The sequence below is a fragment of the Dyadobacter sediminis genome (assembly GCF_005860765.1).
GTDB classification, from domain to species: domain Bacteria; phylum Bacteroidota; class Bacteroidia; order Cytophagales; family Spirosomataceae; genus Dyadobacter; species Dyadobacter sediminis.
In genome coordinates this window covers 1-22,551 of the sequence record NZ_VCEI01000033.1, presented here as the reverse complement: position 1 = coordinate 22,551, position 22,551 = coordinate 1, and the positions used below count along the sequence as shown (strand labels likewise).

General features: G+C 43.0%; 24 protein-coding genes and 2 pseudogenes. 15 read left to right on the top strand and 11 right to left on the bottom strand.

Annotated features, from left to right (window positions below; genetic code table 11):
- Nucleotides 1–12: 12 nt before the first annotated feature.
- Nucleotides 13–444, bottom strand: a complete 432-nt coding sequence (locus FEM55_RS24640; RefSeq protein ID WP_138284205.1) for a YsnF/AvaK domain-containing protein — start codon at nt 442–444, stop codon at nt 13–15.
- Nucleotides 444–806, bottom strand: coding sequence for a YtxH domain-containing protein (locus tag FEM55_RS24635; protein WP_138284202.1), 363 nt, complete (start codon nt 804–806; stop codon nt 444–446). The genes FEM55_RS24640 and FEM55_RS24635 overlap by 1 nt, the downstream gene beginning before the upstream one ends.
- Nucleotides 807–980: 174 nt before the next feature.
- On the opposite strand from FEM55_RS24635, the pseudogene FEM55_RS24630 reads away from it, so the two are divergent.
- From FEM55_RS24630 to FEM55_RS24600, 6 genes and pseudogenes are all read left to right on the top strand, one after another.
- Nucleotides 981–1,274, top strand: a pseudogene (locus FEM55_RS24630) (HU family DNA-binding protein); the annotation flags it as partial.
- Between the two features lie 52 nt (nt 1,275–1,326).
- Nucleotides 1,327–1,914, top strand: a complete 588-nt coding sequence (locus FEM55_RS25445) for an NAD(P)H-dependent oxidoreductase (RefSeq protein WP_138284197.1) — start codon at nt 1,327–1,329, stop codon at nt 1,912–1,914.
- 413 nt (nt 1,915–2,327) lie between these two features.
- Nucleotides 2,328–2,645, top strand: a complete 318-nt coding sequence (locus tag FEM55_RS24620) for a hypothetical protein (protein ID WP_138284193.1) — start codon at nt 2,328–2,330, stop codon at nt 2,643–2,645.
- Nucleotides 2,646–3,301: 656 nt separating this feature from the next.
- Nucleotides 3,302–4,462 (top strand): DUF748 domain-containing protein, encoded by a 1,161-nt coding sequence (locus FEM55_RS24610; RefSeq protein WP_138284190.1) that lies wholly within the window; start codon nt 3,302–3,304, stop codon nt 4,460–4,462.
- Between the two features lie 132 nt (nt 4,463–4,594).
- Nucleotides 4,595–4,999, top strand: a complete 405-nt coding sequence (locus FEM55_RS24605; RefSeq protein ID WP_138284188.1) for a hypothetical protein — start codon at nt 4,595–4,597, stop codon at nt 4,997–4,999.
- Nucleotides 5,000–5,089: 90 nt separating this feature from the next.
- Nucleotides 5,090–5,356, top strand: a complete 267-nt coding sequence (locus FEM55_RS24600; RefSeq protein ID WP_138284185.1) for a hypothetical protein — start codon at nt 5,090–5,092, stop codon at nt 5,354–5,356.
- Between the two features lie 334 nt (nt 5,357–5,690).
- Here FEM55_RS24600 and FEM55_RS24595 read toward each other — a convergent pair whose 3' ends face one another.
- Nucleotides 5,691–6,164, bottom strand: coding sequence for a YciE/YciF ferroxidase family protein (locus FEM55_RS24595; RefSeq protein WP_138284182.1), 474 nt, complete (start codon nt 6,162–6,164; stop codon nt 5,691–5,693).
- Between the two features lie 378 nt (nt 6,165–6,542).
- On the opposite strand from FEM55_RS24595, the gene FEM55_RS24590 reads away from it, so the two are divergent.
- The 3 genes from FEM55_RS24590 to FEM55_RS24580 all read left to right on the top strand — a co-directional run bounded on the left by FEM55_RS24590 (nt 6,543) and on the right by FEM55_RS24580 (nt 8,419).
- A complete protein-coding gene (locus tag FEM55_RS24590) occupies nt 6,543–7,163 on the top strand; it encodes an OmpA family protein (RefSeq protein WP_138284179.1) in 621 nt (206 codons plus the stop codon).
- A gap of 42 nt (nt 7,164–7,205) precedes the next feature.
- Complete coding sequence (locus FEM55_RS24585; RefSeq protein WP_138284176.1) at nt 7,206–8,096, top strand: DUF2382 domain-containing protein; 891 nt, start codon at nt 7,206–7,208, stop codon at nt 8,094–8,096.
- A 131-nt stretch (nt 8,097–8,227) separates the two neighbouring features.
- Nucleotides 8,228–8,419 carry a hypothetical protein gene (locus FEM55_RS24580; RefSeq protein ID WP_138284173.1) on the top strand — a complete coding sequence of 64 codons (192 nt, stop codon included), beginning with the start codon at nt 8,228–8,230 and terminating at the stop codon, nt 8,417–8,419.
- A 275-nt stretch (nt 8,420–8,694) separates the two neighbouring features.
- Here the strand turns inward: FEM55_RS24580 and FEM55_RS25275 are convergent, their stop codons facing one another.
- Nucleotides 8,695–8,856, bottom strand: a complete 162-nt coding sequence (locus FEM55_RS25275) for a recombinase family protein (protein ID WP_229208605.1) — start codon at nt 8,854–8,856, stop codon at nt 8,695–8,697.
- A 263-nt stretch (nt 8,857–9,119) separates the two neighbouring features.
- Between FEM55_RS25275 and FEM55_RS24570 the strand changes: the two are divergent.
- Both FEM55_RS24570 and FEM55_RS24565 read left to right on the top strand, forming a co-directional pair.
- Nucleotides 9,120–9,239: pseudogene (locus tag FEM55_RS24570) on the top strand (MscL family protein); the annotation flags it as partial.
- Nucleotides 9,240–9,299: 60 nt separating this feature from the next.
- Nucleotides 9,300–9,635, top strand: coding sequence for a YegP family protein (locus FEM55_RS24565; RefSeq protein ID WP_082218149.1), 336 nt, complete (start codon nt 9,300–9,302; stop codon nt 9,633–9,635).
- 277 nt (nt 9,636–9,912) lie between these two features.
- On the opposite strand, the gene FEM55_RS25535 is transcribed toward FEM55_RS24565, so the two are convergent.
- The 5 genes from FEM55_RS25535 to FEM55_RS24540 all read right to left on the bottom strand — a co-directional run bounded on the left by FEM55_RS25535 (nt 9,913) and on the right by FEM55_RS24540 (nt 16,121).
- Nucleotides 9,913–10,026 carry a four-helix bundle copper-binding protein gene (locus tag FEM55_RS25535; RefSeq protein WP_510185828.1) on the bottom strand — a complete coding sequence of 38 codons (114 nt, stop codon included), beginning with the start codon at nt 10,024–10,026 and terminating at the stop codon, nt 9,913–9,915.
- A 23-nt stretch (nt 10,027–10,049) separates the two neighbouring features.
- Nucleotides 10,050–10,670 (bottom strand): DUF305 domain-containing protein, encoded by a 621-nt coding sequence (locus FEM55_RS24555; RefSeq protein WP_138284167.1) that lies wholly within the window; start codon nt 10,668–10,670, stop codon nt 10,050–10,052.
- 87 nt (nt 10,671–10,757) lie between these two features.
- The gene (locus tag FEM55_RS24550; RefSeq protein WP_138284164.1) at nt 10,758–12,824 is read right to left on the bottom strand and encodes a heavy metal translocating P-type ATPase; all 2,067 of its coding nucleotides are present in this window, start codon (nt 12,822–12,824) and stop codon (nt 10,758–10,760) included.
- 43 nt (nt 12,825–12,867) lie between these two features.
- Nucleotides 12,868–15,159 (bottom strand): multicopper oxidase domain-containing protein, encoded by a 2,292-nt coding sequence (locus tag FEM55_RS24545; RefSeq protein WP_138284310.1) that lies wholly within the window; start codon nt 15,157–15,159, stop codon nt 12,868–12,870.
- A gap of 101 nt (nt 15,160–15,260) precedes the next feature.
- Nucleotides 15,261–16,121, bottom strand: a complete 861-nt coding sequence (locus FEM55_RS24540) for a DUF3347 domain-containing protein (protein ID WP_138284161.1) — start codon at nt 16,119–16,121, stop codon at nt 15,261–15,263.
- A gap of 112 nt (nt 16,122–16,233) precedes the next feature.
- Between FEM55_RS24540 and FEM55_RS24535 the strand changes: the two genes are divergently transcribed.
- Together FEM55_RS24535 and FEM55_RS24530 are read left to right on the top strand one after the other, a co-directional pair.
- A complete protein-coding gene (locus tag FEM55_RS24535; RefSeq protein ID WP_138284158.1) occupies nt 16,234–16,488 on the top strand; it encodes a hypothetical protein in 255 nt (84 codons plus the stop codon).
- A gap of 258 nt (nt 16,489–16,746) precedes the next feature.
- A complete protein-coding gene (locus FEM55_RS24530; protein ID WP_138284155.1) occupies nt 16,747–17,829 on the top strand; it encodes an exo-alpha-sialidase in 1,083 nt (360 codons plus the stop codon).
- Nucleotides 17,830–17,972: 143 nt separating this feature from the next.
- On the opposite strand, the gene FEM55_RS24525 is transcribed toward FEM55_RS24530, so the two are convergent.
- Nucleotides 17,973–18,557 (bottom strand): recombinase family protein, encoded by a 585-nt coding sequence (locus tag FEM55_RS24525; protein WP_138284152.1) that lies wholly within the window; start codon nt 18,555–18,557, stop codon nt 17,973–17,975.
- A 176-nt stretch (nt 18,558–18,733) separates the two neighbouring features.
- On the opposite strand from FEM55_RS24525, the gene FEM55_RS24520 reads away from it, so the two are divergent.
- The gene (locus tag FEM55_RS24520) at nt 18,734–19,948 is read left to right on the top strand and encodes a DUF4158 domain-containing protein (protein WP_171036651.1); all 1,215 of its coding nucleotides are present in this window, start codon (nt 18,734–18,736) and stop codon (nt 19,946–19,948) included.
- Between the two features lie 23 nt (nt 19,949–19,971).
- Entirely contained in the window at nt 19,972–21,819 is a 1,848-nt protein-coding gene (locus FEM55_RS24515; protein ID WP_138284146.1) for a Tn3 family transposase, read from the top strand.
- Nucleotides 21,820–21,889: 70 nt separating this feature from the next.
- On the opposite strand, the gene FEM55_RS24510 is transcribed toward FEM55_RS24515, so the two are convergent.
- A complete protein-coding gene (locus FEM55_RS24510) occupies nt 21,890–22,423 on the bottom strand; it encodes a hypothetical protein (protein ID WP_138284143.1) in 534 nt (177 codons plus the stop codon).
- Nucleotides 22,424–22,551: the final 128 nt, after the last annotated feature.

Here is a 22,551-nt window from a genome sequence, read left to right as displayed (position 1 = left end):
TACGACTTGACATTAAACATCTGTGCCAGAGGCGTTCCTGAAGACGGTCACTTCTTCTTTCCGTAACGTCTCTGTAAAGCTCTGTTGCTCTTGATGATGGTGCCTGGTAATATGCAGTTCTTCTACGAGCATCAGGCGCTTTTCAACCACCAGTACCTCTTTGACAACTGAGACAATGGTCACATCCCCTTCCTGCCGGACAGCAGCCGGGGCATCCTTGACATACTGATTAATCTCTTTTCTCTCCACCCTCAATTCTTCCCTGGCGATTATGCCATTCCATGTCGCCTCTTCTTCCAGGACCCGTTTAGAAACCAGAACCCGGCCCGTTTCAACATTTTCAGAGGTAATGACCAACTTTTCTTCGATGACAGGAATCGTTTGCGATTGATCGCAAGACGAGTCCGTGACAATATCTGTTAGGTGCTGCTTACCGGTAGACATTAATAGCGTTTTTGAAATTTGTCCACGGTTGCCTTTGTCCCCTCAGCTAGCTGATCCACTGTTCCTTTGGCCTTATCAGCCAATCCATCCACGGTACCCTTGGCCTGCTCAGCAACTACGCCTAGTTTTTCTTTTGCATCATCAACTGCTATAGCAGCATTGATTTTGGTATCTTCCCATTGGTTTCGCAGTTTGTCTTTTTGCTGGTTTGCCAGATCTTTCAGCTGTTGACGGGTTTGCTGCCCGGATTTCGGCGCAAATAACACAGCAGCCAATGCGCCGATAGTCGCGCCAACTAGAAGCCCAAGCGCAAAGCCGCCATTAGAACCATCCCTTTCTTCATCATTATTTTTCGAGCCCATCACATATAGTTTTAGTTGAGCAATAGCGTAAACTAAAAATGTGCCAGTGTAAAAATCCAGTACACCACCGCAAACCTATACGCCGCAGGCAGGTTTTGGATAGAAATACGAGAAATGTGACCGTTTGCCTTCAAACTTGTAGTTTTGCCAAATGAATAACCAGTAACAACAAAGAACATGACAAAAGCAGACACGATTTCTAGAATAGCTGAAAAGACAGGGATGCAGAGAGAAGAGATTGAAAATGTTCTCGAGGCATTTTTTACTACCATTAAAACATCTCTTAGCGAAGGGGAAAATATTTATTTCCGTGGTTTTGGCAGTTTCGTTGTGAAGCAAAGAGCAGAGAAAACAGCCAGAAACATAGCTCAAAAATCTACGATCATCGTCCCAGCGCACCAGGTCCCTTTTTTCAAACCGTCCAATGACTTTATCAACCAGGTAAAGGACGGCTCGTCAACAAAATAAGAATTTTGCTGCCTGCAAACTACGTAAATAGCGCATCCACAAGATAAATCCAATGAATGTTTTAGTCGTCCTAGCTCATCCCCGAAGTGAGAGTTTAAGTCATGGGCTCTGTAAGCAAATAGTCAAAATATTACAGCCATTCCATACGGTAACCATACATGATTTGTATAGGGATAGCTTTGACCCTATTTTAAAGGAAAACGAGTTGCTGGACATTAATTATTTCTCCGATGATATTTTGCCCTATTGCCATGCCCTGCAAGCGGCCGACTGCCTTATTATCATTCACCCCAATTGGTGGGGGGCACCACCGGCAATTCTGAAAGGTTGGATAGATAGGGTGATACGCTTGAACGTCGGATACGGGTTTAATGACAACGGAGAAGGGGACCCTGTTAAACTTTTGAAGCTAAGGTATTTTTTTGTGTTCAATACTTCCAATACCAACACTGAAAGAGAGATGGCCGTTTTCCATGACCCACTTGAAAATATATGGAGACATTGTATTGCCAATTTCCTGGGCGTTGAGCATTTTACACGCAGCATGTTTAGCATCGTAGTGTCTAGTACCTGTACAGAAAGACAAGCCTGGATAGATACATGTTGCCAGTTGGTAAAGGACAGGCTACTGATCCCATGATTTAGATAAATAATTGTAGAGCAATGTGCTGAAAACTCAATTAGATACCTGGCTGTAACCTGAATAAGATCTGCATAATGGGCCGGTATATCAAGTCCGGCCCTTCACCAATTCCCTGACCGTCTCGGGCTCCTTTTACCTGCTTTGCCATACATGGCAATTAATGACTTAGGGAATTCATCCCTGCGGATGTAAAACAAACGCATTTTTTCTGCCGACTGTTATTAAATATCCTGGCCTGTAACCCGTTGGTGCTTTCTAGCCTATTCTTTTCCGGGCTCAAAACGTACCGGGCTGGCGCCTGGTTTGGAACATTTTCCCGTATTTGATCAGGGTGAAATACAATAATTCACAAGAAATACCTTTTTAAAGTAGGATCAAGACATCAAAAACAGACCTGTGTTGATCTCTGAATGCAAACACAAGTGAATCAACTCTTGGTATCAATCAAAAATAATAGTGGCAATCGGTATTTAAAATCCTTGCTGGCACATATTGCTGTTTTATTAAAAGCCGCTTTACCAGAAATGAAATTGGAAAAAACACTGGTCTTGCAATCAGGAAGATCGGTGAGAATAACAAGATGTGAATATCTGGTAGAAGCAGGCAAGAGTGAGCTTGATGTTTTGATCAAGGAACCCAATGAAGAGACCTTTCGCCCACTTATCGGCCTTACCCACCCCAAATACTGGAAGCTAAAAAAATGGAGCCGGATCAGTCAATGCTTTTAAAGCTGCGTTACAGTGGCTTGTCTGAAAGTCAGCTGCGAAAACTGATCCAGGAACTAGCAAGTGAATTAACCCATTTAATGAAATGCACTGACTTTGTATAGCGGTCCAGTCGGCCAGAATTTAAGGAAATGTTTAAAAACAGGCCTACTTTCACCCAGCTTTGATGTGCTAAATCTATAAACTAACAACCAAACTTGATTTTGTTGCATATTCATCCGAACTCTCATCGACTGCCCTTCAATCCTATTCGCATTTGTTGATTGGTAACTGCGAAGTAATAATGGTCGCAGATTTAGCATGTCTATCTTCTATGATCTGCATGATGGCCATTTTGGCATGGTTATCCAAAGTTGTAGTCCCCAGTCGTCAAGAAGCAGTAAATGCATCCTTTCAAGCCAAAGCTAATTCCTTCACCCTTTGCAACTTCCTAATTTCACAGCTTAAGATTTTCGCAGCTGATTTCGTTTCGCCTGTAAACCTCTATTGTATCTGTCGCTTTTGCTAACAATGGTTTACACTCTGACTTCGGTGCAAAAAGTATAGCGCCCAGCACACCAACTCAGCCACCTACTCCCAGACGAACTGCGAACCCATGTTTTAAAACTGGCATCCTTTTTTAACCAGGCAAACATATTTCAATTAAAACCTGGTACAATATGCCAATCTCAAAAAAAAGGAAGCTCACTTTGATTCTGACAGGGGTGTTGTTACTGATTATTGCAATCCGGATCGCCCTTCCCTATATCGTGCTCCATTACGCCAACAAGAGTTTGGCTTCGATGAAAGGTTACTACGGCCATATACAGGATATAGACCTGGCCTTGATCAAGGGTGCCTACCGGGTGGACAGTATTTACCTGGACAAAGCTGATACCGTCTCAGGCAAGCGGACCCCTTTCTTTGCAGCTTCTGTTATCGATCTTTCCATCGAATGGAAATCCCTCTTTAAGGGCTCTATTGTCGGGGAATTGACCTTCGAAAAGCCGCTGCTCGTTTTTACAAAAGACAAGGTAGAACCCAAAGAAATTGCCAGGGACTCTGCTGATTTCAAAAAGGTGCTCGATGATTTTATGCCTTTGAGCATCAACCGTTGCGAGATCCGTAATGGCACAGTCCGTTATAAAGACCAGGGTACCACTCCTAAGGTGGATATCCAGATGGATGATCTGCATGTACTTGCCCAGAACCTGCGCAATAGTTATGATTCAACGGCGCTACTGCCGGCCAGCATCGATGCATCCGCGCGGATTTATGAAGGGACACTTACTATGAATGCAAAGCTCAACCCGCTGGCCGACAAGCCCACCTTTGACATGAGTGCAGAGCTCAAAAATACCAACCTGGTCAAGCTTAATGACTTTTTTCAGGCATATGCAAAAATAGATGTCAATAAAGGCCGGTTTGGCCTTTATACCGAAGTAGCTGCCAAGGATAACCGATTTGCGGGGTATGTCAAACCGCTTATTAAAGACCTGGACGTGCTCGGAAAGGAAGACAGGGATGACAATATTTTTAGAAAGCTCTGGGAGGGCATCGCTGGTGGGGTTGGCCAGATCCTTCGCAACCATCCCAATGACCAGGTAGCTACCAAAATACCTTTTGAAGGCCGGTTAGATGATCCCAAGACAAACATCTGGTATGCATTGAGTCATATTTTGCAAAATGCGTTTATCCAAGCCATTCAGCCATCCATTGACAGTGAAATCAGCATCGCTTCGGTAGACAGTCCAAAACAGGAAAAGAAAACCTTTTTGCAAAAGATCTTTTCCAAGGATAAAGACAAGCACGAAAAGAAGGAGAAAAAAGACAAAAAGTAATCTTGCATCAAGTGCACATCTAAATGTGCTGATAACTACTTTTTTGCCGAAGATAGCCTTTTTGCCATACTGTTTCATATTGCCAGCGGTATGTAAATAATACTTTGATTAAGGAACGAATTAGCCTGGATTATGACTGATAAAGAATTAATACTTTTGATCGATGCAGATGACGATGACCAGCAATTCTTTCAGATGGCCGTCTCTGACCTCCCAGTGCCCATCAAATTCCTGTCCTTTAAAGATTGCAGCTCCGCTATCGCCTATTTGAGCAGCCAATCGGACCGTCTGCCCGGGTATATTTTTATTGATCCGGATTTCCCCAGGATCGACTGGGAGGAATGTCTGGGGCATTTAAAAATATTGCAAGGCTTTGGTAACCCACGCATTGCGGCCTATTCCAGCAGGATACCGCTGCACTGGCAGGCAGAGCTCGAACATCAAGGCATCAATAAGCTCATAGAGAAAACCGGCACTATTTCCACCCTTGCACGTCAAATTGAAAGCCTGTTGAAACAAGATCGGGCGTATCTATAACTGGCATGTAGCACCAATAACGCAGGGCTATTAACTTTAAAAAGGTGTTTTTAAATTCGGGATTAAATCCTGTAAAATGTCTTGTCATTTATGTTTATCAACGGTTACCAATTTTTAGCAGAAATACCATTTTTCAATCTGGATGATTATGCTCCTTATAAAGCAGGGGCCAGCATGATCGGAAAACCATTTAAAGTGTATAGCAGACAAAATACTGATATGTTATACTTGCATGATCTAAGTCTGGATTTACTGTTTGCCTTTATGAGAAAAACAGATGCGGTGATTGTCAGCCTGGGCGAATTAATCATTGCATACTATCTTTCTTATCCCCAAAATCATCGATTATTATTTTGATGAGCTGGCCTTACCTCTCAGGGCAGGCAGGTTTCTGATTAGGGGAGCTTAGATTGAAGGTTTGGACTAATAAGCCGGCCTATGATTTGGCAAATGCTGCGGTAGCTGCTAAGGCTATTCCACTTTGTATTACAAGACTTAAAATAGAGGTTCAAAACACTATCTGCCTACTTACATGTAGTATTTGCGACAACCAAAATCTAATTGTATGAAGTGGAATGAACCTTTGTAATTAGGCAAAGAACATCTTACAGATGGCTCTGGCTCCATCTGATAAGATGTTCTTTAAATGTGCAACGCACTTAAGTAATGGCTTTTTAATGGGTTGCCATTACTATAAATTTTGACGGGACAAAAGTGCCTGTAAGTCTAGGATTGTTTGCTTTTCTTCACCAAGTGTATCCTGGATCAATCCCTGGACCTGTTTATACTGTAAGGCATCAGCAAGGAGAAAAATCCCTGAATAAGCCCCTATCCGGTAATTGGCGGCTTTAATTACAGCCAGCACAAAAGAAATATCACATTCAATATCGTTTTGCTGCCCGATACCTTCGCAGGCTTTTTTGAGATCTGCCAACAAGCCTGCCAGCGCTTCACATTCTTTTATTTCTGAGGGCTCATTGATCAATACAAAAACCTGTTTGAGGCGGTTAACATGCTCCTGGGTGTAAGCACGCTCTTTCTTTAATATACTTCCCAGATCAGGAAGGCATGTAGACCTGCCAAGTTGGCCAAGAATGGTTACCCAGGCATTTTCAAACCAGTGCATTTCCTGCAGCTCAGCAGTTAATAGTTGATGTGTTGTCATAAATGTTGAGAATATTCGCAGATTCTCTAATGAAAATTATGCCAATTGATTTAGGGAGAAATTGGGAACGCAAAAAAAGATATAAGCAAAGCGTGTTAGCATAAGTCATATCCCCAAAGCTGCTTTTACCATATTGATGCTTGAACAAACAAAAGCACGCTTGAAGAATCAGTAGGCAATGATGATATGTGTTGACTGACTCTTTCTGCCCCGGAAATGGAAAGTCCGTCCCCATATCGTCAAATCCATAAGGGCTTTGCTTGTAAATAGATAACCGATATGGACGGATAGGGACTGGCATAGAGTTAATGAAAAGAACACGTTGAGCACGCTCGCACTTTATTAACCATTCAAAAATTAACCTATTTACTTATTACTATGGCAGAACTAGATGTTCAACCCAAACGCAGCCGCCCCTGGTGGTTCTGGCTGTTGATTTTACTGGCTATTATTGCACTCATTGCTCTTCTTAGAGGATGCAATAAAGGCTTTGATGATGTTAAAGACGTAGCTGCAAGCACGGATAGCACCACCGATGTTCAGGCCGTCACCGTGCCGGAGTGGGACAACGTGGACTTTGATACTGACAGGGCCACCTTTGATGAGATTACTGATACATCTATTGCCATCAGCGGCGATGATAACTATACAATCTACGCACTGGGCGAAAACATCCTTTTTGCTACTGGTGAAAATCAGGTCCGGAAAAATGCCGAGACCCAGTTGAAACAAATAAGCGCTTCACTTCAAAAACGTTTTGCAACAAATGCACTTGCCGTTTATGGTAATACCGATTCAACCGGATCAGCTGGCCTTAACAAAGAACTTGGCAAACAGCGGGCCGAATCTGTAAAACAGTGGCTGATACAGAATGCAAACATTCAAGCTGACAAGATAACCGTAATGTCCAAGGGGGAGAGTGATCCGGTAGCTTCCAATAAGACGACTTCGGGAAGGCACATGAACCGCAGGGTTGAAATTGTTGTAAAGGCAAAATAATAACCTGATAACACTGTTCTCACAAACCAAAACCAAATCATTATGACAACTGAACATTCAAATAGCGCAGACCGCATGCAGGAGCTTGGTGGCAGTGCCTTTGAGATTGCCGACGGGCAGCCAGATATTAAAGGTTGGGACGTCAAAGACACGGCAGGCAACCAGATTGGGGAAGTCGAAGAATTGATTTTTGATACACAGACCCGAAAAGTACTTTATATCATCGTTGATCTGGATGACAACAAATTGGAACTGGATGGCGGGGAGGTATTGGTACCAATTGGGCTGGCTACCCTGGATGAGAAAGAGGATGAAGTGGTCCTGGCAGAATTGACGGCCCAAAAGCTTGGGGCATTGCCACGATACGAAAAAGGTAAAATCACACCTGCAACAGAGTCGCAGATCCGTATCACCTTTACCGGCCTTGCAGCTGCGGTTGCCCCAGGTGCAGCCACTTACCAGAGCCACCCGGAAGGATTTTATGAGCACGAACACTTCAATGATGATCGGTTTTACGGTTCGCGGGCTACATCGGGCGTAGAAAGCATCCCTGTCATCGAAGAAGATATTTCCATCAGTAAAAAGCAGGTACAAACAGGAGGGGTGCGGCTGACCAGCCGCATTGTAGAGCGTCCGGTTCAGGAAAGCATCGCACTTAAAACTGAAACAGTACATGTAGATCGTATGCCAGTGGACAGGGCGGTAACTTCAAGTGAGCTGGATACATTTCAGGAAAGGACTATCGAGCTAACCGAGCATGCAGAAGTTCCATTGGTCTCAAAAGTTGCTATGGTGACAGAGGATGTTTCCCTGACCAAGCAAGTGGTTGAGCGTGATGAAGTTATTAACGACACAGTGCGTAGTACAAAAGTGGAAGTAGAAAACCTGGACCTGAAAGACCAGCGCTTACCGGATAAGGAAGAATTGAGCTAAGAAGTTCCTGTGCTAAGCAAGCAGGCCCATACAAAATAGGTTGAAACTCTGATTGTTTGGTTTTTGTTGTTATTTGTGTAATCTTGTATAGATTAGTGCACATTTGCATCAAATTGTCCATTTCAGTCATTATGCCAGTAGCAATAATAGAGATTGTTTTAAGTGTTGCAGCAATCCTTGGCGGTGCTTTTACAGTTCTGTCCAAGTTGTTTGGTGGACATGATTCGTTTCGCGTAAAACGGAAAGGCACTGATGAGTGGGTGGAAGTTAATGACCTAAGCAAGAAGGACTTAAAAAGACTTCGGGAAACGCTAGCTAAATAATGCCTGCGAAGTCCCCGATAAGTACAGTCAAAAAATTTGACCTGGAAATATGGATTCCTACTGCCATAATTGGCCTAGCAAATTTTATCCCTTATCCAAGCCTTCAAGGCGTAATATCAATTGTAGCCCCTTTCGGAGGCCATCACCTAGCCAGGTGGATTAAGAGGTTTTTCTTACAAATGGGCGAAAATATACGCCAATAAACTATGTTTTTAGTTTACCAACATAATTATACATAGTTCCGTAAGCAATTCCGAGCCGTTTAGAAATCTTGTTCATCGAAAACCCTTGTTTTTGTAGTTCAAAAATTTCCTGTTGCTGCTGGATAGGCAATGGAGCCGGGAAATACGTTTCCCTTGTTCTCTTGCCCTGGCCATGCCGACTTTGACCCTTTGGCTGATCAGCGAGCTTTCAAATTGTGCCAGAGAAGCCGTCACATGAAATATCAGCTCGCTGGTCGGCCGGCATGAGTATAAATCGATACCCTATTTCTTGTGTTGACACAAGCGTGTGCTGTATTACGGCAATCGAATGCAAGAACATATCAATGCACCCGTTTGGATGTCGAGTTGATCGGTAGGATCGACAAAATATGTCAATGTTCCGGCTATCAAGGTTTATAGAGGGCCAAATCGACAAAGTTCAGTTCGCTCAGATTTTCGATAGTTTTTTGTTTCCTTTTTAACCATTACCTACCTAAATTATGCTCAAATACGGCAATTTTATTCAGGTGCTAATTCAGTTTTTGATCATTGCCTGGGTGATATTTATGATTGTCAAGGCTGCAAACCGGCTAAAACTTTCGTCAAAAAAGGATTAGGTAGTTCTGTTCTGATGAAATATATCTCTCAAAATAAACTATGATTTACCCCAATTTTCTATGAGCAAATTTGTTATCATTCTCCGAAAGAACGGCGAGTTTCAATTTGATTTGAAGGCAAATAACGGTCAAACCATTTTAACCAGTGAGGGTTACAAAGCAAAGACGGCTTGCTTGAATGGCATAGAGTCAGTGAAGACAAACTCATCGCAGGACAATCGTTACGACAAGAAGACCTCTTCGAATGGTAAATATTATTTCAATCTCAAAGCTGCAAACGGCCAAGTAATTGGAAGCAGCGAAATGTATGAAAGCCTTTCGGGTATGAGCAATGGGATTGACTCTGTAAAGAAAAATGCACCAACAGCGACTATAGAGGATAGTAGCGAATTATAACATCTTATTTCACTTTGCTGTTAGTGCTAATAAAAATAGAGCGTCGGAAATCATCAGACTATACACTTAGGCAATGACAGTTAGAGGGGACTTCATTTACTGGAGTTCCCTCGGCTACCAGATTGACGAAAATGACTTGGAGTTTATTCTCCTGCCCATTTTGCACATATCAACCGGCTGGGGAAATACTCCTTTAATGCTGACCCGGATCTTGGAGGCAAGGGTTTGCGGCCATTGAGAAAGCCAAAACTAAACAGTTAGTTGCTTAACGTGTATTTCAGCCCATTTGTAAGAAAAACCTCTCTTTCAAACACTCAGTTGCACAGTGACTGCAAGCGATTGCGCATGCCACGCAAGCATCGATACATTCTTTGAATTGTTGATGTTCCATAAAATTTAAGGTTAGATTGGTGGTTATTTTCTGTTAGCCAGTAGCCAAGTCTGCAAATCGGCTATTTCTTTGTTCTGCTCTTCAATGATCATAGAAGACATTTCTTTCAAACCAGCATCCTTACCCATTAATAAGTGCATCTGTGCCATTTCGGTAGCACTCTTGTGATGCTCGATCATTAAGGTGGCAAAGTCCTGGTCTATGTTCCCATTGATGATTTGAAGGTCAGATTGTTTGCCCATCCGATCCATTCCGTCCATCATTTTCATATGAAAGTCCATGTTCATGGTAGTGGGCTTAGCATTGGCAAGGAAAGAATCAAATTCTGCTATTTCTTTCTGCTGGGCATCAATGATCGCTTGGGCTTTAGCCTTCATTTCGCTACTAGTTCCGGACTTCAATTCCAGCTCTGCCATGTCAATAGCACCCATGTGATGCATTCTCATCATACTTGCATAATCGATATCAGGATCCTGTGTCACTTTCATGGTATGCATTTCATCCATCATCTCATGCATAAGTGTCATCATTTGATTTTCATCATGAGCTTGAATCGAAATTTGATTGTTATCGTCGTCATCCGAGCAGGCGGTTGAAAAGGCTATCAATGCAGCGAGTCCTAAAATTTTGTACGTTGGTTTCATGTGGTTGTTGTTTAAATAAGTGGTTTATTTTGCTGAAATTCAGTGGGATGCATTTAATATATTTATGCCATTATGTGGAAAATTTCCTTAATTAACTTTAAGCAGTTTTGCATTAATAGCAACCACAATCGTGGATGCGCTCATCAGGACTGCCCCCATAGCCGGGCTTAACATAAAGGAAGGGTACAAAACACCGGCGGCCAGTGGTATAGCTATTACATTGTAGCCAATTGCCCAAGCCAGGTTTTGCACCATTTTTCTGTAAGTAGCCCTGCCAAATGTGATCATTTGCACTACATCCATCGGGTCACTATTTACCAGGATAATATCGGCCGTCTCAGCTGCTACGTCAGTTCCGGAGCCAACGGCAATACCCACGTCTGCTTGCGCAAGCGCGGGCGCATCATTGACCCCGTCACCTGTCATTGCTACAATCTCTCCTTTGGCTTGAAACTCCTTGACCTTATCCTGCTTCTGATGCGGCAGCACACCCGCCAGGTAACCGTCCATGTCCAGTTTTTTGCAGACCGCTTCTGCAATCTTGGCATTGTCCCCGGTCAAAAGGAACGATTTGATGTTCATTTTTTTGAGTTCAGCGATTGCCTGAGCTGCATTCTCCCGGATGGTATCGGCAAAAGTGATCAAGCCAACCAGCTTGCCATCGACCAAGATAAAGTTTACCGTGTCAGTGGCCTGGTCTATCTGGTCGGGAATGGCAGGCACTGGTTTATTTTCCTGTGTGAAATAATTAGGTCCGGCAGCTACTATTTTCTTGCCATCCACAGTACCTGTTACCCCAATGCCTTGCATATAATTGAAATCGGTGGACTTGTAAAGCTGCAATCCTTTTTCTTTCAATTTCCTGATTACGCCGTGGGCGATATGGTGCTCGGAGTTTTGTTGTACAGCCGCTGCATACTGTAAAATCTGGTCTGGTGACAGCTGCTCGTCAATGGGTATTATCTGTTGGACTTCATGGGAGCCTTTGGTAAGTGTGCCGGTTTTATCGAAAATGATTGTAGTCAATTTTCGCGCATTCTCAAAGGCAGTGCGGTTGCGGATCAACAGCCCATGCGTTGCAGAAATGGTTGTTGAAATGGCAATAACCAAAGGGATAGCGACTCCCAAGGCGTGCGGACAAGATGTTACCATAACAGTAACCATTCTTTCTAAGGCAAATGCCAGGCTTTGACCACCAGTGTACCAGATGATGAAAGTCGCAACCCCAACTGTAATGGAAACAATGGTTAGCCATCCGGCTACCTTATCTGCCAGGTTTTGGGTACTGGATTTAGCACCCTGGGCAGTCTTGACCATGTTGATGACCTTTTGCAGGTAGCTGTCATTGCCAGCCCCGGTAACCTTGACTTTGAGAACACCATCACCGTTGATAGCGCCGGCAATAACCTTATTGTCTTTCTGCTTTTGAACTGGCACACTTTCGCCAGTTAGCATGCTTTCGTTCACATAAGAACGTCCATCTGTGACCAATCCGTCGGCAGGCACCTTTTCACCTGGCTTGACAAGTAACAAATCTCCTGTGCGAAGGTCTTTTAAAGGTATATCGGTTACCTGATTGTCCTTTTCTACATGGACCACTGATGGAAGTAAAGCAACCAGGGATTCCAGGGCTTTTGAGGCGGCCATCTGCGATTTCATTTCCAGCCAATGCCCAATGAGCATAATATCAATTAGGGTAGCAAGCTCCCAAAAGAAGTCCATCCCTTCCAGCCCAAAAACCACGGCCACGCTATACACATACGCAGTAGTAATCGCAACCGCCACCAGGGTCATCATACCCAGGGTTTTGCTTTTCAGCTCCCGGACAAGGCCCGTCAGAAACGGCCAGCCCCCATAGAAGTATATGATCGTGCTTAGTGCCAAAAGCATATATTGATCACCTGGGAAGGTCCAGTTAAAACCAATCCATTGCTGGATCATATGGGATAGCAAAAGGATTGGCAAAGTAATGACCATGCAAATCCAGAAGCGCTTTAAAAAATCCTCGGTATGGTGGCCTGCGTGTTTGTCATGGCTACTGTCTTCATCGGTGTGCCCGCCGTGACCATGATGCTCATGTTCAACTCCTTTCATTCCGTGCACGGCTTCGGGTTGCTTTTCCGGATGATGCCCGTGGTGGTGGTGATTTTCCATTTGTCATTGTTTATGTGGTACTATGTAAGCTGAGATCTATTGGCTAGTAATTCAAGGTCAGCCCGACACCAAAACCCATGTCGCTGTCATAATGGGCTGTGGCACCTACATACCTGGTAAAGATATACCGAAGGGCGGCCATGTACTCCTTGTCCGTATTGACCATCAGGTTCATCCGCAGACGTTTGGAAACTGGTATATCCATCCGTTCCAATTGAAAACGCAGGTTGCCATCGGTGAATATTTCAGCTTGCGCCGTAACCAGCATGGGCAACATGTAGTTTACTCCCGCGCTAAACACGGACCTTTGATCCTTGGTGTTTCGCTGGCCAAAAAGATTGCTTTCTACTTCATCCATCCCCATTTTTCGGTACCGCCAGTCAAAGCCAATAAATGGCATCAGCCACTGCATTTTCCCAATGTAACGCCCCAGGTGTGTTTCGACTTCATAACCGTGGTGGTCGTGGTAGCCCAGTCGCCACTCACTGCCAATACTCCACCGTGTATTTTGTATCATCGCTTCACCATCGTTGCCGTTGGTGGCAATATCGTTTTCGGCCATGAAATGAAACTCCCGGTCATCGGCAAATAGTTTGCGTTGTGCTAACCGGGGGTTAGGGATCTCAGGATTTGCCGGGGAATTCTCATAGGAGAAAACTGCGCCCATGCCGCTCATCATATGGTAAAGGATATGGCAATGAAAAAACCAGTCACCACTTTCAGTTGCAGCAAATTCAAGTGTGTCAGTTTCCATGGGCATGATATCAATGATGTTTTTCAGAGGTGCATTCACTCCCTTTCCATTGAGCACCCGGAAATCGTGGCCATGAAGGTGCATTGGGTGCCGCATCATGGAATTATTGTAAATGACCATGCGGACGTTTTCACCTTTTTTAATCAGGATCTTGTCACGCTCGGAAACCACTTTATTGTCCATGCTCCATACGTACCGGTTCATGTTGCCAGTCAATACAAAACGGAGCTCTTTTACCGGTGCATCCTTAGGTAAAGATGTCTTTTCAGGCGATTGAAGCATGGCATAATTTAGCGTCGTAATCGTGGACAATGCATTACTGTTGTACATGTTATGACCAGCATGTTCGTCCGCTTTCTTGGTATCATCCATCTTCATGTTTCCCATATCCATGGCTTTGCCTGTATCCTTCTTTTTGCTTTTTAAAGCGCCGGTAATTTCCGGGTACATGACCACGTTCATATCCATCTGGTTCAGGCTCATGTTCATGCCCATATCGTCCAGGTCACCATTCATTTTCATCATGCCGTTCATCATCTTCATTCCCTCAAAGTATTTAAGCCTGGGTAGCGGTGATGCCAGTTGTTTTACACCTTCACCAAGGAACAGGGAAGTAGATTTGGTCCGGTCTTCCGATGTTGCCAAAAACTCATAAGCGGTAGGGGCAGATCCGGGTTTAACAGCTGGAATGGTAACAATCACATCATAAGTTTCTGAAACTGCTATGATCAGCCTGTCTACATCTACTGGCTCTACATCGTTTCCATCGTTAGCTACAACAGTCATTTTGCCGCCTGCATAGGTAAGCCAGAAATAGGTTGAAGCCCCGCCATTTGAAATCCTTAGACGGACTTTATCACCTGGCTTGAACTGGGAAAGCTGGCTTTCATTTTTTCCGTTAATAAGGAAGCGGTCATAATACACGTCACTTACATCCATCGCTGTCATGCGCTTCCATTCGTTTCCAACCTTTGTCTTAAAATACCCCTGACTGATCGCCTCCGAATAGCTTTGGGTTGCGCCCTTTTTTATGGCAAACCAATCACTTGCGTTGTGAAGCATCCTGTGGACGTTTTTAGGCTTCATATCCGTCCACTCACTCAATATGATTGGAACAGTAGGAATGGTTGGTTCTTTTTTCTTGTTCAGGATCATCGATCCATACATGCCGATTTGTTCCTGCAACTCAGTATGGCTATGGTACCAGTGCGTGCCATTCTGAATGATCGGGAATCGGTATAAGTGCGTTGTATGAGGTTTAATCGGCATTTGGGTTAGATTAGGAACCCCATCATACTTATTGGGCAAGAACAGTCCATGCCAGTGCAGGGATGTCTCTTCGCCGAGCTCATTGTGTACATATATTTCGGCAGTGTCCCCTTCTGTAAAAGTCAGGGTAGGCATGGGAATCTGCCCGTTTACGGCGATGGCCCGCTTGGGCGTCCCTGTGAAATTTACTGTGGTGTCTTTAACGTATAGATCATACCGTACTATTTTTTGGCTGTGAACCTGCCCGGAAATAGAAAAAAGGATTGCTACCGCAAAAAGAGCTTTATATATAGGGATTTTAAGAAAATCCATCATGTGTTGTTATTTAAATATGAAGAGAACGCTGTCCTGATGACCATAAATCATTAGCTTACTAGCAGGTAATATTTACATTGCCATCAGGACAGGCGTTATTATTTGAGTGTTTCAGTGGTTTTGCCACAATTCAACATCTGCGCGCCATAATAAGGGTTTTTAATTGTCGACACCTGGCTTAGCCAGTTGGCACCTTTACCTTCTTTGGCCATTGGGCAATGCTGATAATAAACCGCCTGAGAAGGTTTTGCCGACTTAATGAGCTTATACATATTTTCAGAAAGAGAAGAGAAATGGTCTCTTTGGTGGCCTAGATCTTTGGTTTCTTCAATGTGTTCGGCATCGAAATTCAGATCTTTCATGACCTTCATCCAAACCATATGCTGCTCGCTTCCCAGCTCGTCCATCTTAACGGCTTTAAGCGCCTTTACAAGACTTGTTGCTTTCGCAGAAGTGGCATTTCCGTCAGAGCCAACCAGGGCATCCTTCACTGCGTAATAGGCATCTAAGACAGGCTTCAATGGATCGGCATCGGCTGACCCCGCCTTCGCAGCTGTTTCCATGGACGTGGCACCGTGTTCATGGCCACTCATTTTCTTTTGCGCTACCATTTCATTCTTGCTGGCACGCTCGTAGCGGCAGCATTCCTCCAATTTAGCAAAAGCATCATCAGGTGCCAAGTAGCTTTTGTTATCGTAACCAGCCAATGCAATTTTTTTCAGGATTGCATCCAAAGAGGTCTTTTTACTATCGTAAGTGATTGCGGCAACCTTCGTTTCCTTATCCCAGTTTGCTTTGGAAATGTTTTTCTCAAATGCAGCAGCTTCAATGCCTTCTTTGCACTGAGAGCATGATCCGGCAATTGTTATATTCTCGGTCGTGACATTTTTGATATCTGCATAGGATAAGAAAGTAGACAGCAATAGCAATGTTGCCATCAATATTTTAATTGATTTCATCAGAATGGAATTTTGGATTTTAAATAAGTTTTTGTCCGAAGTGAAAAGAGCTCCGGAAGGGCGTACCTGTGGCTACAGGGAACTTATCAACCTATATTAGGAGGCATCCACAGTGAAAGATACACTGGCTTTGGGGAAGTTTCTTGGAAGAACCAAGAGGGGGAATTGTCAACAACAGCAAGGGTTTTTTGGATCAACCCTGTCGGCTGGATCTTTAATGCAAAAACAGGAAGAGAGTGGGCGCAATCACAGCCAGATTCATTACAACTATGGCTACATTTCTTATTACTATCCCCTGATCTATGGTTTCGATGCCTGGCGCAGCAGGCCTTTTTATGGGAAGCCACATGCTTTACTTCTCTTTTGATTGGAACGTGCTTGCTGCCACATGCATGACTCACTCCCGCTGGCACCAGCAGGCAAATCATTATCAGCAGTAAAAAAACACAACCTTTCATATTAAAACATACGATTTTGCCCAGGTACAAAGATTGCCTTTTGTTCCAGGTTATTTCTACACAATTACTATGCCAAGTTGTATAATTATGGGATCCTATTATTCCAAAGGTAAATTGTGAGGTTTAGGACTTTTAAAAGCGTGCATAACCTTTTTGATATAAGCTGTATGATGTTGTTGAAATTTTTAACCGCTGCTTTTACTTGTTTTATTTTCTTGGCAAGCTATCCTGATAATACTTTTGAATCCGAACAAAAACTGGCCACAGGTAGCCAGCCGGAAATAAGTGTTGACCGGGAAGGTATTATACACATCGTGTACGGTGTGAAAAATGCCAATGAACGTGACTTGTACTATGTATTTTCAGGTGATGGTGGCAAATCGTATTCTAAGCCTGCGCTATTAGGCAACTTTCCTCAAATGGGTCTTGGGATGGGAAGGGGGCCACAACTTACCACAACAAAGGATTACACGGTAGTCACGGTTGGTGATCATCGTGGAAACTTGTATGCAATCAGGTCTATGAATATAACACATCAATGGTCTACGCCCGTACGTGTTAATGACACAGATACTACCGCCAAAGAAGCATTGTCTAGCATCAGCGCGGGCAATGATAACTTGGTCTATACTGCCTGGCTAGACAGCCGACTTGGAAATAATAATCTATATGGCGCACTTTCAAGAGACGGCGGTTTAACCTGGGGGAAAAATCAATTGATTTACAAAGGAGAGCAAAATGGTATCTGTGAATGCTGCAAGCCGTCAGTTTACATCAGTCAAACAGGACAAATTTCTGTCATGTTCCGAAACAAACTGGATGGTGCCCGTAATATGTATCTGATTTCTTCAACAGACGAAGGGGAACATTTTGGGAAAGCTCAAAAACAAGGTACTGGAAATTATATGATCAATGCATGCCCGATGGATGGTGGAGATTTGACGGTTAATTTAAGAGGTGAAGCTTCCACAGTCTGGCGTCGTCAAATGGAAATTTATCTTGCGCAGCATGGCAAAACTGAAATGAAATTAGGCAGTGGCCGGACACCTGTAATACTTCAAACAGCCAAGGGCAATGCTATTGCCTGGCAGCAGGAAAATTCCATACAATTTAGAAGCCCGGATGGTTTAAGGACGTCATCCTTAGGCAATGGCCAATATCCTAAGCTTGCACTGGCAAAAGATCAAAAAACAGCGATTTGCACTTTTGAGCGAGAAGGGCACATTATAGTAACATCGGTTACTTTGTAGTGCATGGGCAATACAACCTTACAGTCACTTTGCCGGCCCGTTTTTTGCGGCCGCCGCTACCTAATCTTTTAATATTTCCCAAATTGAAAAAAGCGTATTAGCCCGGAGTGTAAGCAGACTATTGTAGATTCAGAATTCTGGTTTTACCTTTTGCTACTAATCGCAACCCCACGATGTCTTAGGTATTTATACAATGTCATTTTAGAGATTTTCAAATCCGCTGCAATTTCATTTACTCCCAACTTACGTTCATTATATAATGTTTGGGCGAGCATAGCCGTTTTTTCTGCTTCTTTGGAAAGCCCCCGGCTACGTCCGCCTTTCCGACCACGTGCGCGGGCCGCATCCAAACCGGATTTAGTCCTTTCCCTGATAAGATCTCTTTCAAATTCGGCCAGTGAAGCAAAAATATTAAAGATCAACCTGCCCTGAGCGGTGGTTGTATCAATATGGTCATTGATCGATACCAGGCCAATCCCCCGCTTTTCAAAATCAGATGTCATTTCAAGCAGATGTTTTAAAGATCGGCCTAACCGGTCCAGCTTGTAAATGTAAATCACATCTCCTTCACGAAGGATCTGCTGCATGGCAGCAAGCTGTGGTCTGTCTGATTTTATTCCGGAAGCCTTTTCCTGAAATATTTTTTCGCAACCTGCCTTTTGCAGTGCATCAAGCTGCATTTCTAAATTTTGATCCTGAGTGGACACCCGAGCATAGCCTATTTTCACCTTTTGTATACTTTATTCCATCTATGAGTATAAATTTAATATACTTTGATTGGTATACAAGTTTATTTTACTATTTTGATAAAATATGACCGGATTATGGTAATTTTTTAAGCTCTAAAATGCTCACCTGGTTTGTACATTCTGAGCAGCGTTTTTTTGTACAACAAAATCTCCTCATGCCAAGAAAAGAATACCTGACTTCCGAAGCTCGGCAACGATTTGACAATCCACCTGTTTTGAGTGTTGATCAGAAAATGATTTTCTTAGAGGCGCCCCAGTGGGCAGCTGATTATGTCAAGACTTTGCATACGCCATCAAATAAAGTTGGCTTTCTTTTACAGGTTGGATACTTCCGGGTAGTCAGTCGGTTTTTTACATCCAACCGTTTCCACCAAAGTGACGTGGACTTTGTAGCGGCAAGAATTTCTGTTGATGTCAATGCTGTACAAATGGATAATTATGAAGGACGGACATCGCTCCGGCACCGGGAAGATATTCTTGGATATTTCGGGTTTGCACCTTTCGAAAAGTCTTCGATTGAAACATTGATTGAAGAAACACAGAGACTGGCACATGTACAGACCAGGCCGTATCTGATTTTCGAAGGGATGGTAGATTTCCTTCAGGCTCATCATATTGAAATTCCTACCTACCAAAGCCTGAAAACAATTTTGGACAAAGCGCTTACCAGTTTCGAGCAAAATCTAGAATCTATTTTAAATAAGTACCTTACTACCGCCGATATTTTACTTTTAGAGCAGCTTCTTGTCGAACACACTTCTTATCAACAGGACAGCAAGAAGCATTTGAAAGTAAAACGATATGAGATTACATTCTTTAAGCGCATCTCTCAATCCATGGAAACCAAACAGATCCGAGAGAGGGTTACCAACTTTGAAAGTTTGAAGATCATGTATTTGCAGCTATTACCGATAGTGAAGCGCTTAAAATTATCTGACACCACTGTTCAGTTTTACGCGGAATACGTTATCAATAACCAGGTAACGCAAATAGCTACACGCAGCACCAATCGTTATCTTCTTTTGATTTCATTCATTATCCACCAGTACTGTATGCTGGGAGATGCACTTATCCTGACTTTGAATAGTGCGGTCACCAATTATGTCAATGGTTGTGAGAACCTGGTTAAGCAGCAGCTTTATCAAAACAGGATGCAGACTGCGCAACTGGTTAGCAGCGTTGCCAACCGGAGCAGCACCCATATTGATGTTTTGGGTGCCATTGAACAAATTATTGCTAACACTACAATAGAAGCCTTATCCAAAGTTACATTGATTGAACTGCTTTTTAAAAACAAACGGCTATCTCAAAAATTGTTACAGGAAGACCAGCAACGCCTCAAAGCATTAAAGGAAGCCACCAAAAAATAAATGACCGGGAGGATTTCTATCAGATGCTTGAAAAAAATGCATCGAAATTGAATGGTAAAGTCAGTGATATCGTAAAAGCATTGATCCCTAGTTCGACTTCATCAGGAAAAGATATCCTTGCTGCGGTCCGGTACTACCAAGAAAAGAATGGTTCTATTATTTCACGCGCAGCTGTACCAACTGATTTTTTAGGAATGGAACAACAGCAGCGGGTATTGACTACGGAAGGAAAATTAAGGACAGGTTTATATAAAGTATTGCTGTTTCAGGAAATCAGGGATAGTATCAAATCCGGAGTACTTCCAATCGATTCATCCTATGATTACCGTAGTTTTGATGAGTATCAAATACCGGTTACGGTTTGGAACAAAGAAAAGGAAAAGCTCATAGAACAAGCTGGTTTGACAGCTTTTGCAGATTCCCGAAAAACTCTCCTCAAATTAAATGAAAAGTTGAATGCCCAGATAAAATTGACAAATGAGCGTATAGAAAAAGGAAGCAACAAACAAGTATACTTTGATCCGGCTGGTGACTGGCACCTGATGAAAGATAAACGATTAGAAGAAGTCGTTGATCTGGAATCACTCTACCCACAAGAATATGTTATTCCATTGGTGGAAGTGCTCTCAACCGTCCAGAATGCGACTGGTTTTATATCTACATTTATTCATAGTGGAATTGATCACATACCCAAACGTCCGGATGAGAATTTGTTCTTTGCAGCGATTCTTGGCTTTGGTTGCAATATCGGTATCCGGAAATTCTCTTTCATGTCCAAAGGAATACGGACAAGTTCTTTGGAGACAACGTCACTCCAGTATTTCTCGCCAGAGACAGTAATACAGGCAAATGATAAAGTACTTGCATTTAGCAATGACTTACCACTTACCGAGCATTTTAGAAAAGATGCTGACTTTATTCATACTTCCAGTGATGGCCAAAAGTTTGATGTTTCCGTTGCTTCACTGGTAGCTTCTCCCTCATTTAAATACTTCGGTAATGGAAGGGGTGTCACCATGTATTCCTTTCTGGACGAAGCTGGACAGTTATTTTATTCAACTGTATTTAGTGCAGCTGAACCCGAATCACATTATGTCCTGGATGGTTTGACCCACAATGAGGTGATCATCCCAAATGCGCATTCAACAGACACGCATGGGTTCAGTGAACCTGTATTCGCAGTAACGGGTCTTTTGGGTATTGAATTTCGTCCCAGGTTCGCAAGGTTTCATCACCAGCAGCTGTATTCAATTGATGAAGCCAGGACATACCGTGAACTGAATTATAAAATTGTTCCCGGTCTTAAAATTAACTTGGTTCACCTGGAAAATCATTGGGATGATATTCTGAGACTTGTTTGTACTATCAAGTTGGGTTACGCTAAGGCATCAACGTTGTTTAGACGTTTAAATTCATATTCTAAACAACACCCGCTTTACAAAGCCCTCAAAGATTTGGGAAGGCTCTACAAAACAGTATACATCTATCAATACATGGATGATGAGTTAATCCGGAAGTCGGTGTCTGGCTCACTTTCGAAAATTGAGAACAGTAATAACTTTTCCAAGGCCATAACCGTAGGCAACAACCAGGAATTGATCTGGGCTACCAGAAAAGAACAACTTATAGCGGAAGGATGTAAAAGGTTGATAGCAAATGCGTTGAACACTTATAATCTGTTGTTGTTATCTGAAAAACTAGTGGCAGTTGAGTCCGAACACGACAGGCAGATCCTGTTGAAAAAAATCCTTGCAACATCTACCCACAGCTGGGCACATATAAACTTGGTGGGAGAATACGACTTCTCCGATGGTAAAGATTATAAAATTTTTAATTTGAGTTCAATTATGGATTTAAATCTAGCCCCTTAGAATCGAATATTCCGGACTTATGGTAAATAAAAATCCTATACGAAAGTCGTGACGGTTTTTCTCCCTTTCTTTAGTTTAACCCTATCTTCATTGCCAGGTGCGCTAATTCAAAAACTAAACTACGCAGGAGATCATATTTATAGATGTAACCGGATGTGATCTCATCTAACATGCGCTCATAAAGGGCAACAACTTGCTCTCGTTGGATATCCGTCAACTCGAAAACGTGATTCCCAGTGGGCTGAAAAACAGGATATTGATTGAATTTACCGTAGTCGTGAAAAAACTCTGAGTTGAATACAAAAAAATAACCTGTCGGAAAGCCAATGGTCTGTTCAAAGCGATAAAGAATTTGGGGATGACCAAATACCAAGGCTTGATGTTTAATTTCTATGTTCTGTTCACCGTATTGAAGTTTACAATTCCCGATGACTAATATCACATTGAAGTAGTCTCGTCGGCGTTGAGCAGTCGATTTGGTAGGAGTAACTAGATAAGATTCGAGGCGAAAAACATTGAAATGCCCAATTGTCTGCCGCATTGAATCGGGGAGCCATTCAAATTTTCGCTGGTAAAACTCTTCAAAACTTTCTGCCTTCACCATGACGAGGTTTTTCTTACAAATGTCCGGAAAACGGCGTTAGTAAACTACGCTTTTAGTTTTGAGGCATAATTTATACACTGTTCTATACGAAATTTCCAGTTGCCTTGAAATAGGGTTCTTCTGGTCCG

Bases quoted from the DNA above. Each gene is read 5' to 3' on its own strand.
- FEM55_RS24595 (WP_138284182.1), bottom strand. From the start codon at position 6,164: ATGACAACACATCAACTATTAACTGCTGAGCTGCAGGAAATGCACTGG.
- FEM55_RS24550 (WP_138284164.1), bottom strand. From the start codon at position 12,824: ATGGAAAATCACCACCACCACGGGCATCATCCGGAAAAGCAACCCGAA.
- FEM55_RS24590 (WP_138284179.1), top strand. From the start codon at position 6,543: ATGGCAGAACTAGATGTTCAACCCAAACGCAGCCGCCCCTGGTGGTTC.
- FEM55_RS24585 (WP_138284176.1), top strand. From the start codon at position 7,206: ATGACAACTGAACATTCAAATAGCGCAGACCGCATGCAGGAGCTTGGT.
- FEM55_RS24620 (WP_138284193.1), top strand. From the start codon at position 2,328: ATGCAAACACAAGTGAATCAACTCTTGGTATCAATCAAAAATAATAGT.
- FEM55_RS24515 (WP_138284146.1), top strand. From the start codon at position 19,972: ATGCTTGAAAAAAATGCATCGAAATTGAATGGTAAAGTCAGTGATATC.
- FEM55_RS24540 (WP_138284161.1), bottom strand. From the start codon at position 16,121: ATGAAATCAATTAAAATATTGATGGCAACATTGCTATTGCTGTCTACT.
- FEM55_RS24600 (WP_138284185.1), top strand. From the start codon at position 5,090: ATGTTTATCAACGGTTACCAATTTTTAGCAGAAATACCATTTTTCAAT.
- FEM55_RS24610 (WP_138284190.1), top strand. From the start codon at position 3,302: ATGCCAATCTCAAAAAAAAGGAAGCTCACTTTGATTCTGACAGGGGTG.
- FEM55_RS24635 (WP_138284202.1), bottom strand. From the start codon at position 806: ATGGGCTCGAAAAATAATGATGAAGAAAGGGATGGTTCTAATGGCGGC.
- FEM55_RS24605 (WP_138284188.1), top strand. From the start codon at position 4,595: ATGACTGATAAAGAATTAATACTTTTGATCGATGCAGATGACGATGAC.
- FEM55_RS24580 (WP_138284173.1), top strand. From the start codon at position 8,228: ATGCCAGTAGCAATAATAGAGATTGTTTTAAGTGTTGCAGCAATCCTT.
- FEM55_RS24640 (WP_138284205.1), bottom strand. From the start codon at position 444: ATGTCTACCGGTAAGCAGCACCTAACAGATATTGTCACGGACTCGTCT.
- FEM55_RS24510 (WP_138284143.1), bottom strand. From the start codon at position 22,423: ATGGTGAAGGCAGAAAGTTTTGAAGAGTTTTACCAGCGAAAATTTGAA.
- FEM55_RS25445 (WP_138284197.1), top strand. From the start codon at position 1,327: ATGAATGTTTTAGTCGTCCTAGCTCATCCCCGAAGTGAGAGTTTAAGT.
- FEM55_RS24545 (WP_138284310.1), bottom strand. From the start codon at position 15,159: ATGGATTTTCTTAAAATCCCTATATATAAAGCTCTTTTTGCGGTAGCA.
- FEM55_RS24565 (WP_082218149.1), top strand. From the start codon at position 9,300: ATGAGCAAATTTGTTATCATTCTCCGAAAGAACGGCGAGTTTCAATTT.
- FEM55_RS25535 (WP_510185828.1), bottom strand. From the start codon at position 10,026: ATGGAACATCAACAATTCAAAGAATGTATCGATGCTTGCGTGGCATGC.
- FEM55_RS24555 (WP_138284167.1), bottom strand. From the start codon at position 10,670: ATGAAACCAACGTACAAAATTTTAGGACTCGCTGCATTGATAGCCTTT.
- FEM55_RS24520 (WP_171036651.1), top strand. From the start codon at position 18,734: ATGCCAAGAAAAGAATACCTGACTTCCGAAGCTCGGCAACGATTTGAC.
- FEM55_RS24530 (WP_138284155.1), top strand. From the start codon at position 16,747: ATGATGTTGTTGAAATTTTTAACCGCTGCTTTTACTTGTTTTATTTTC.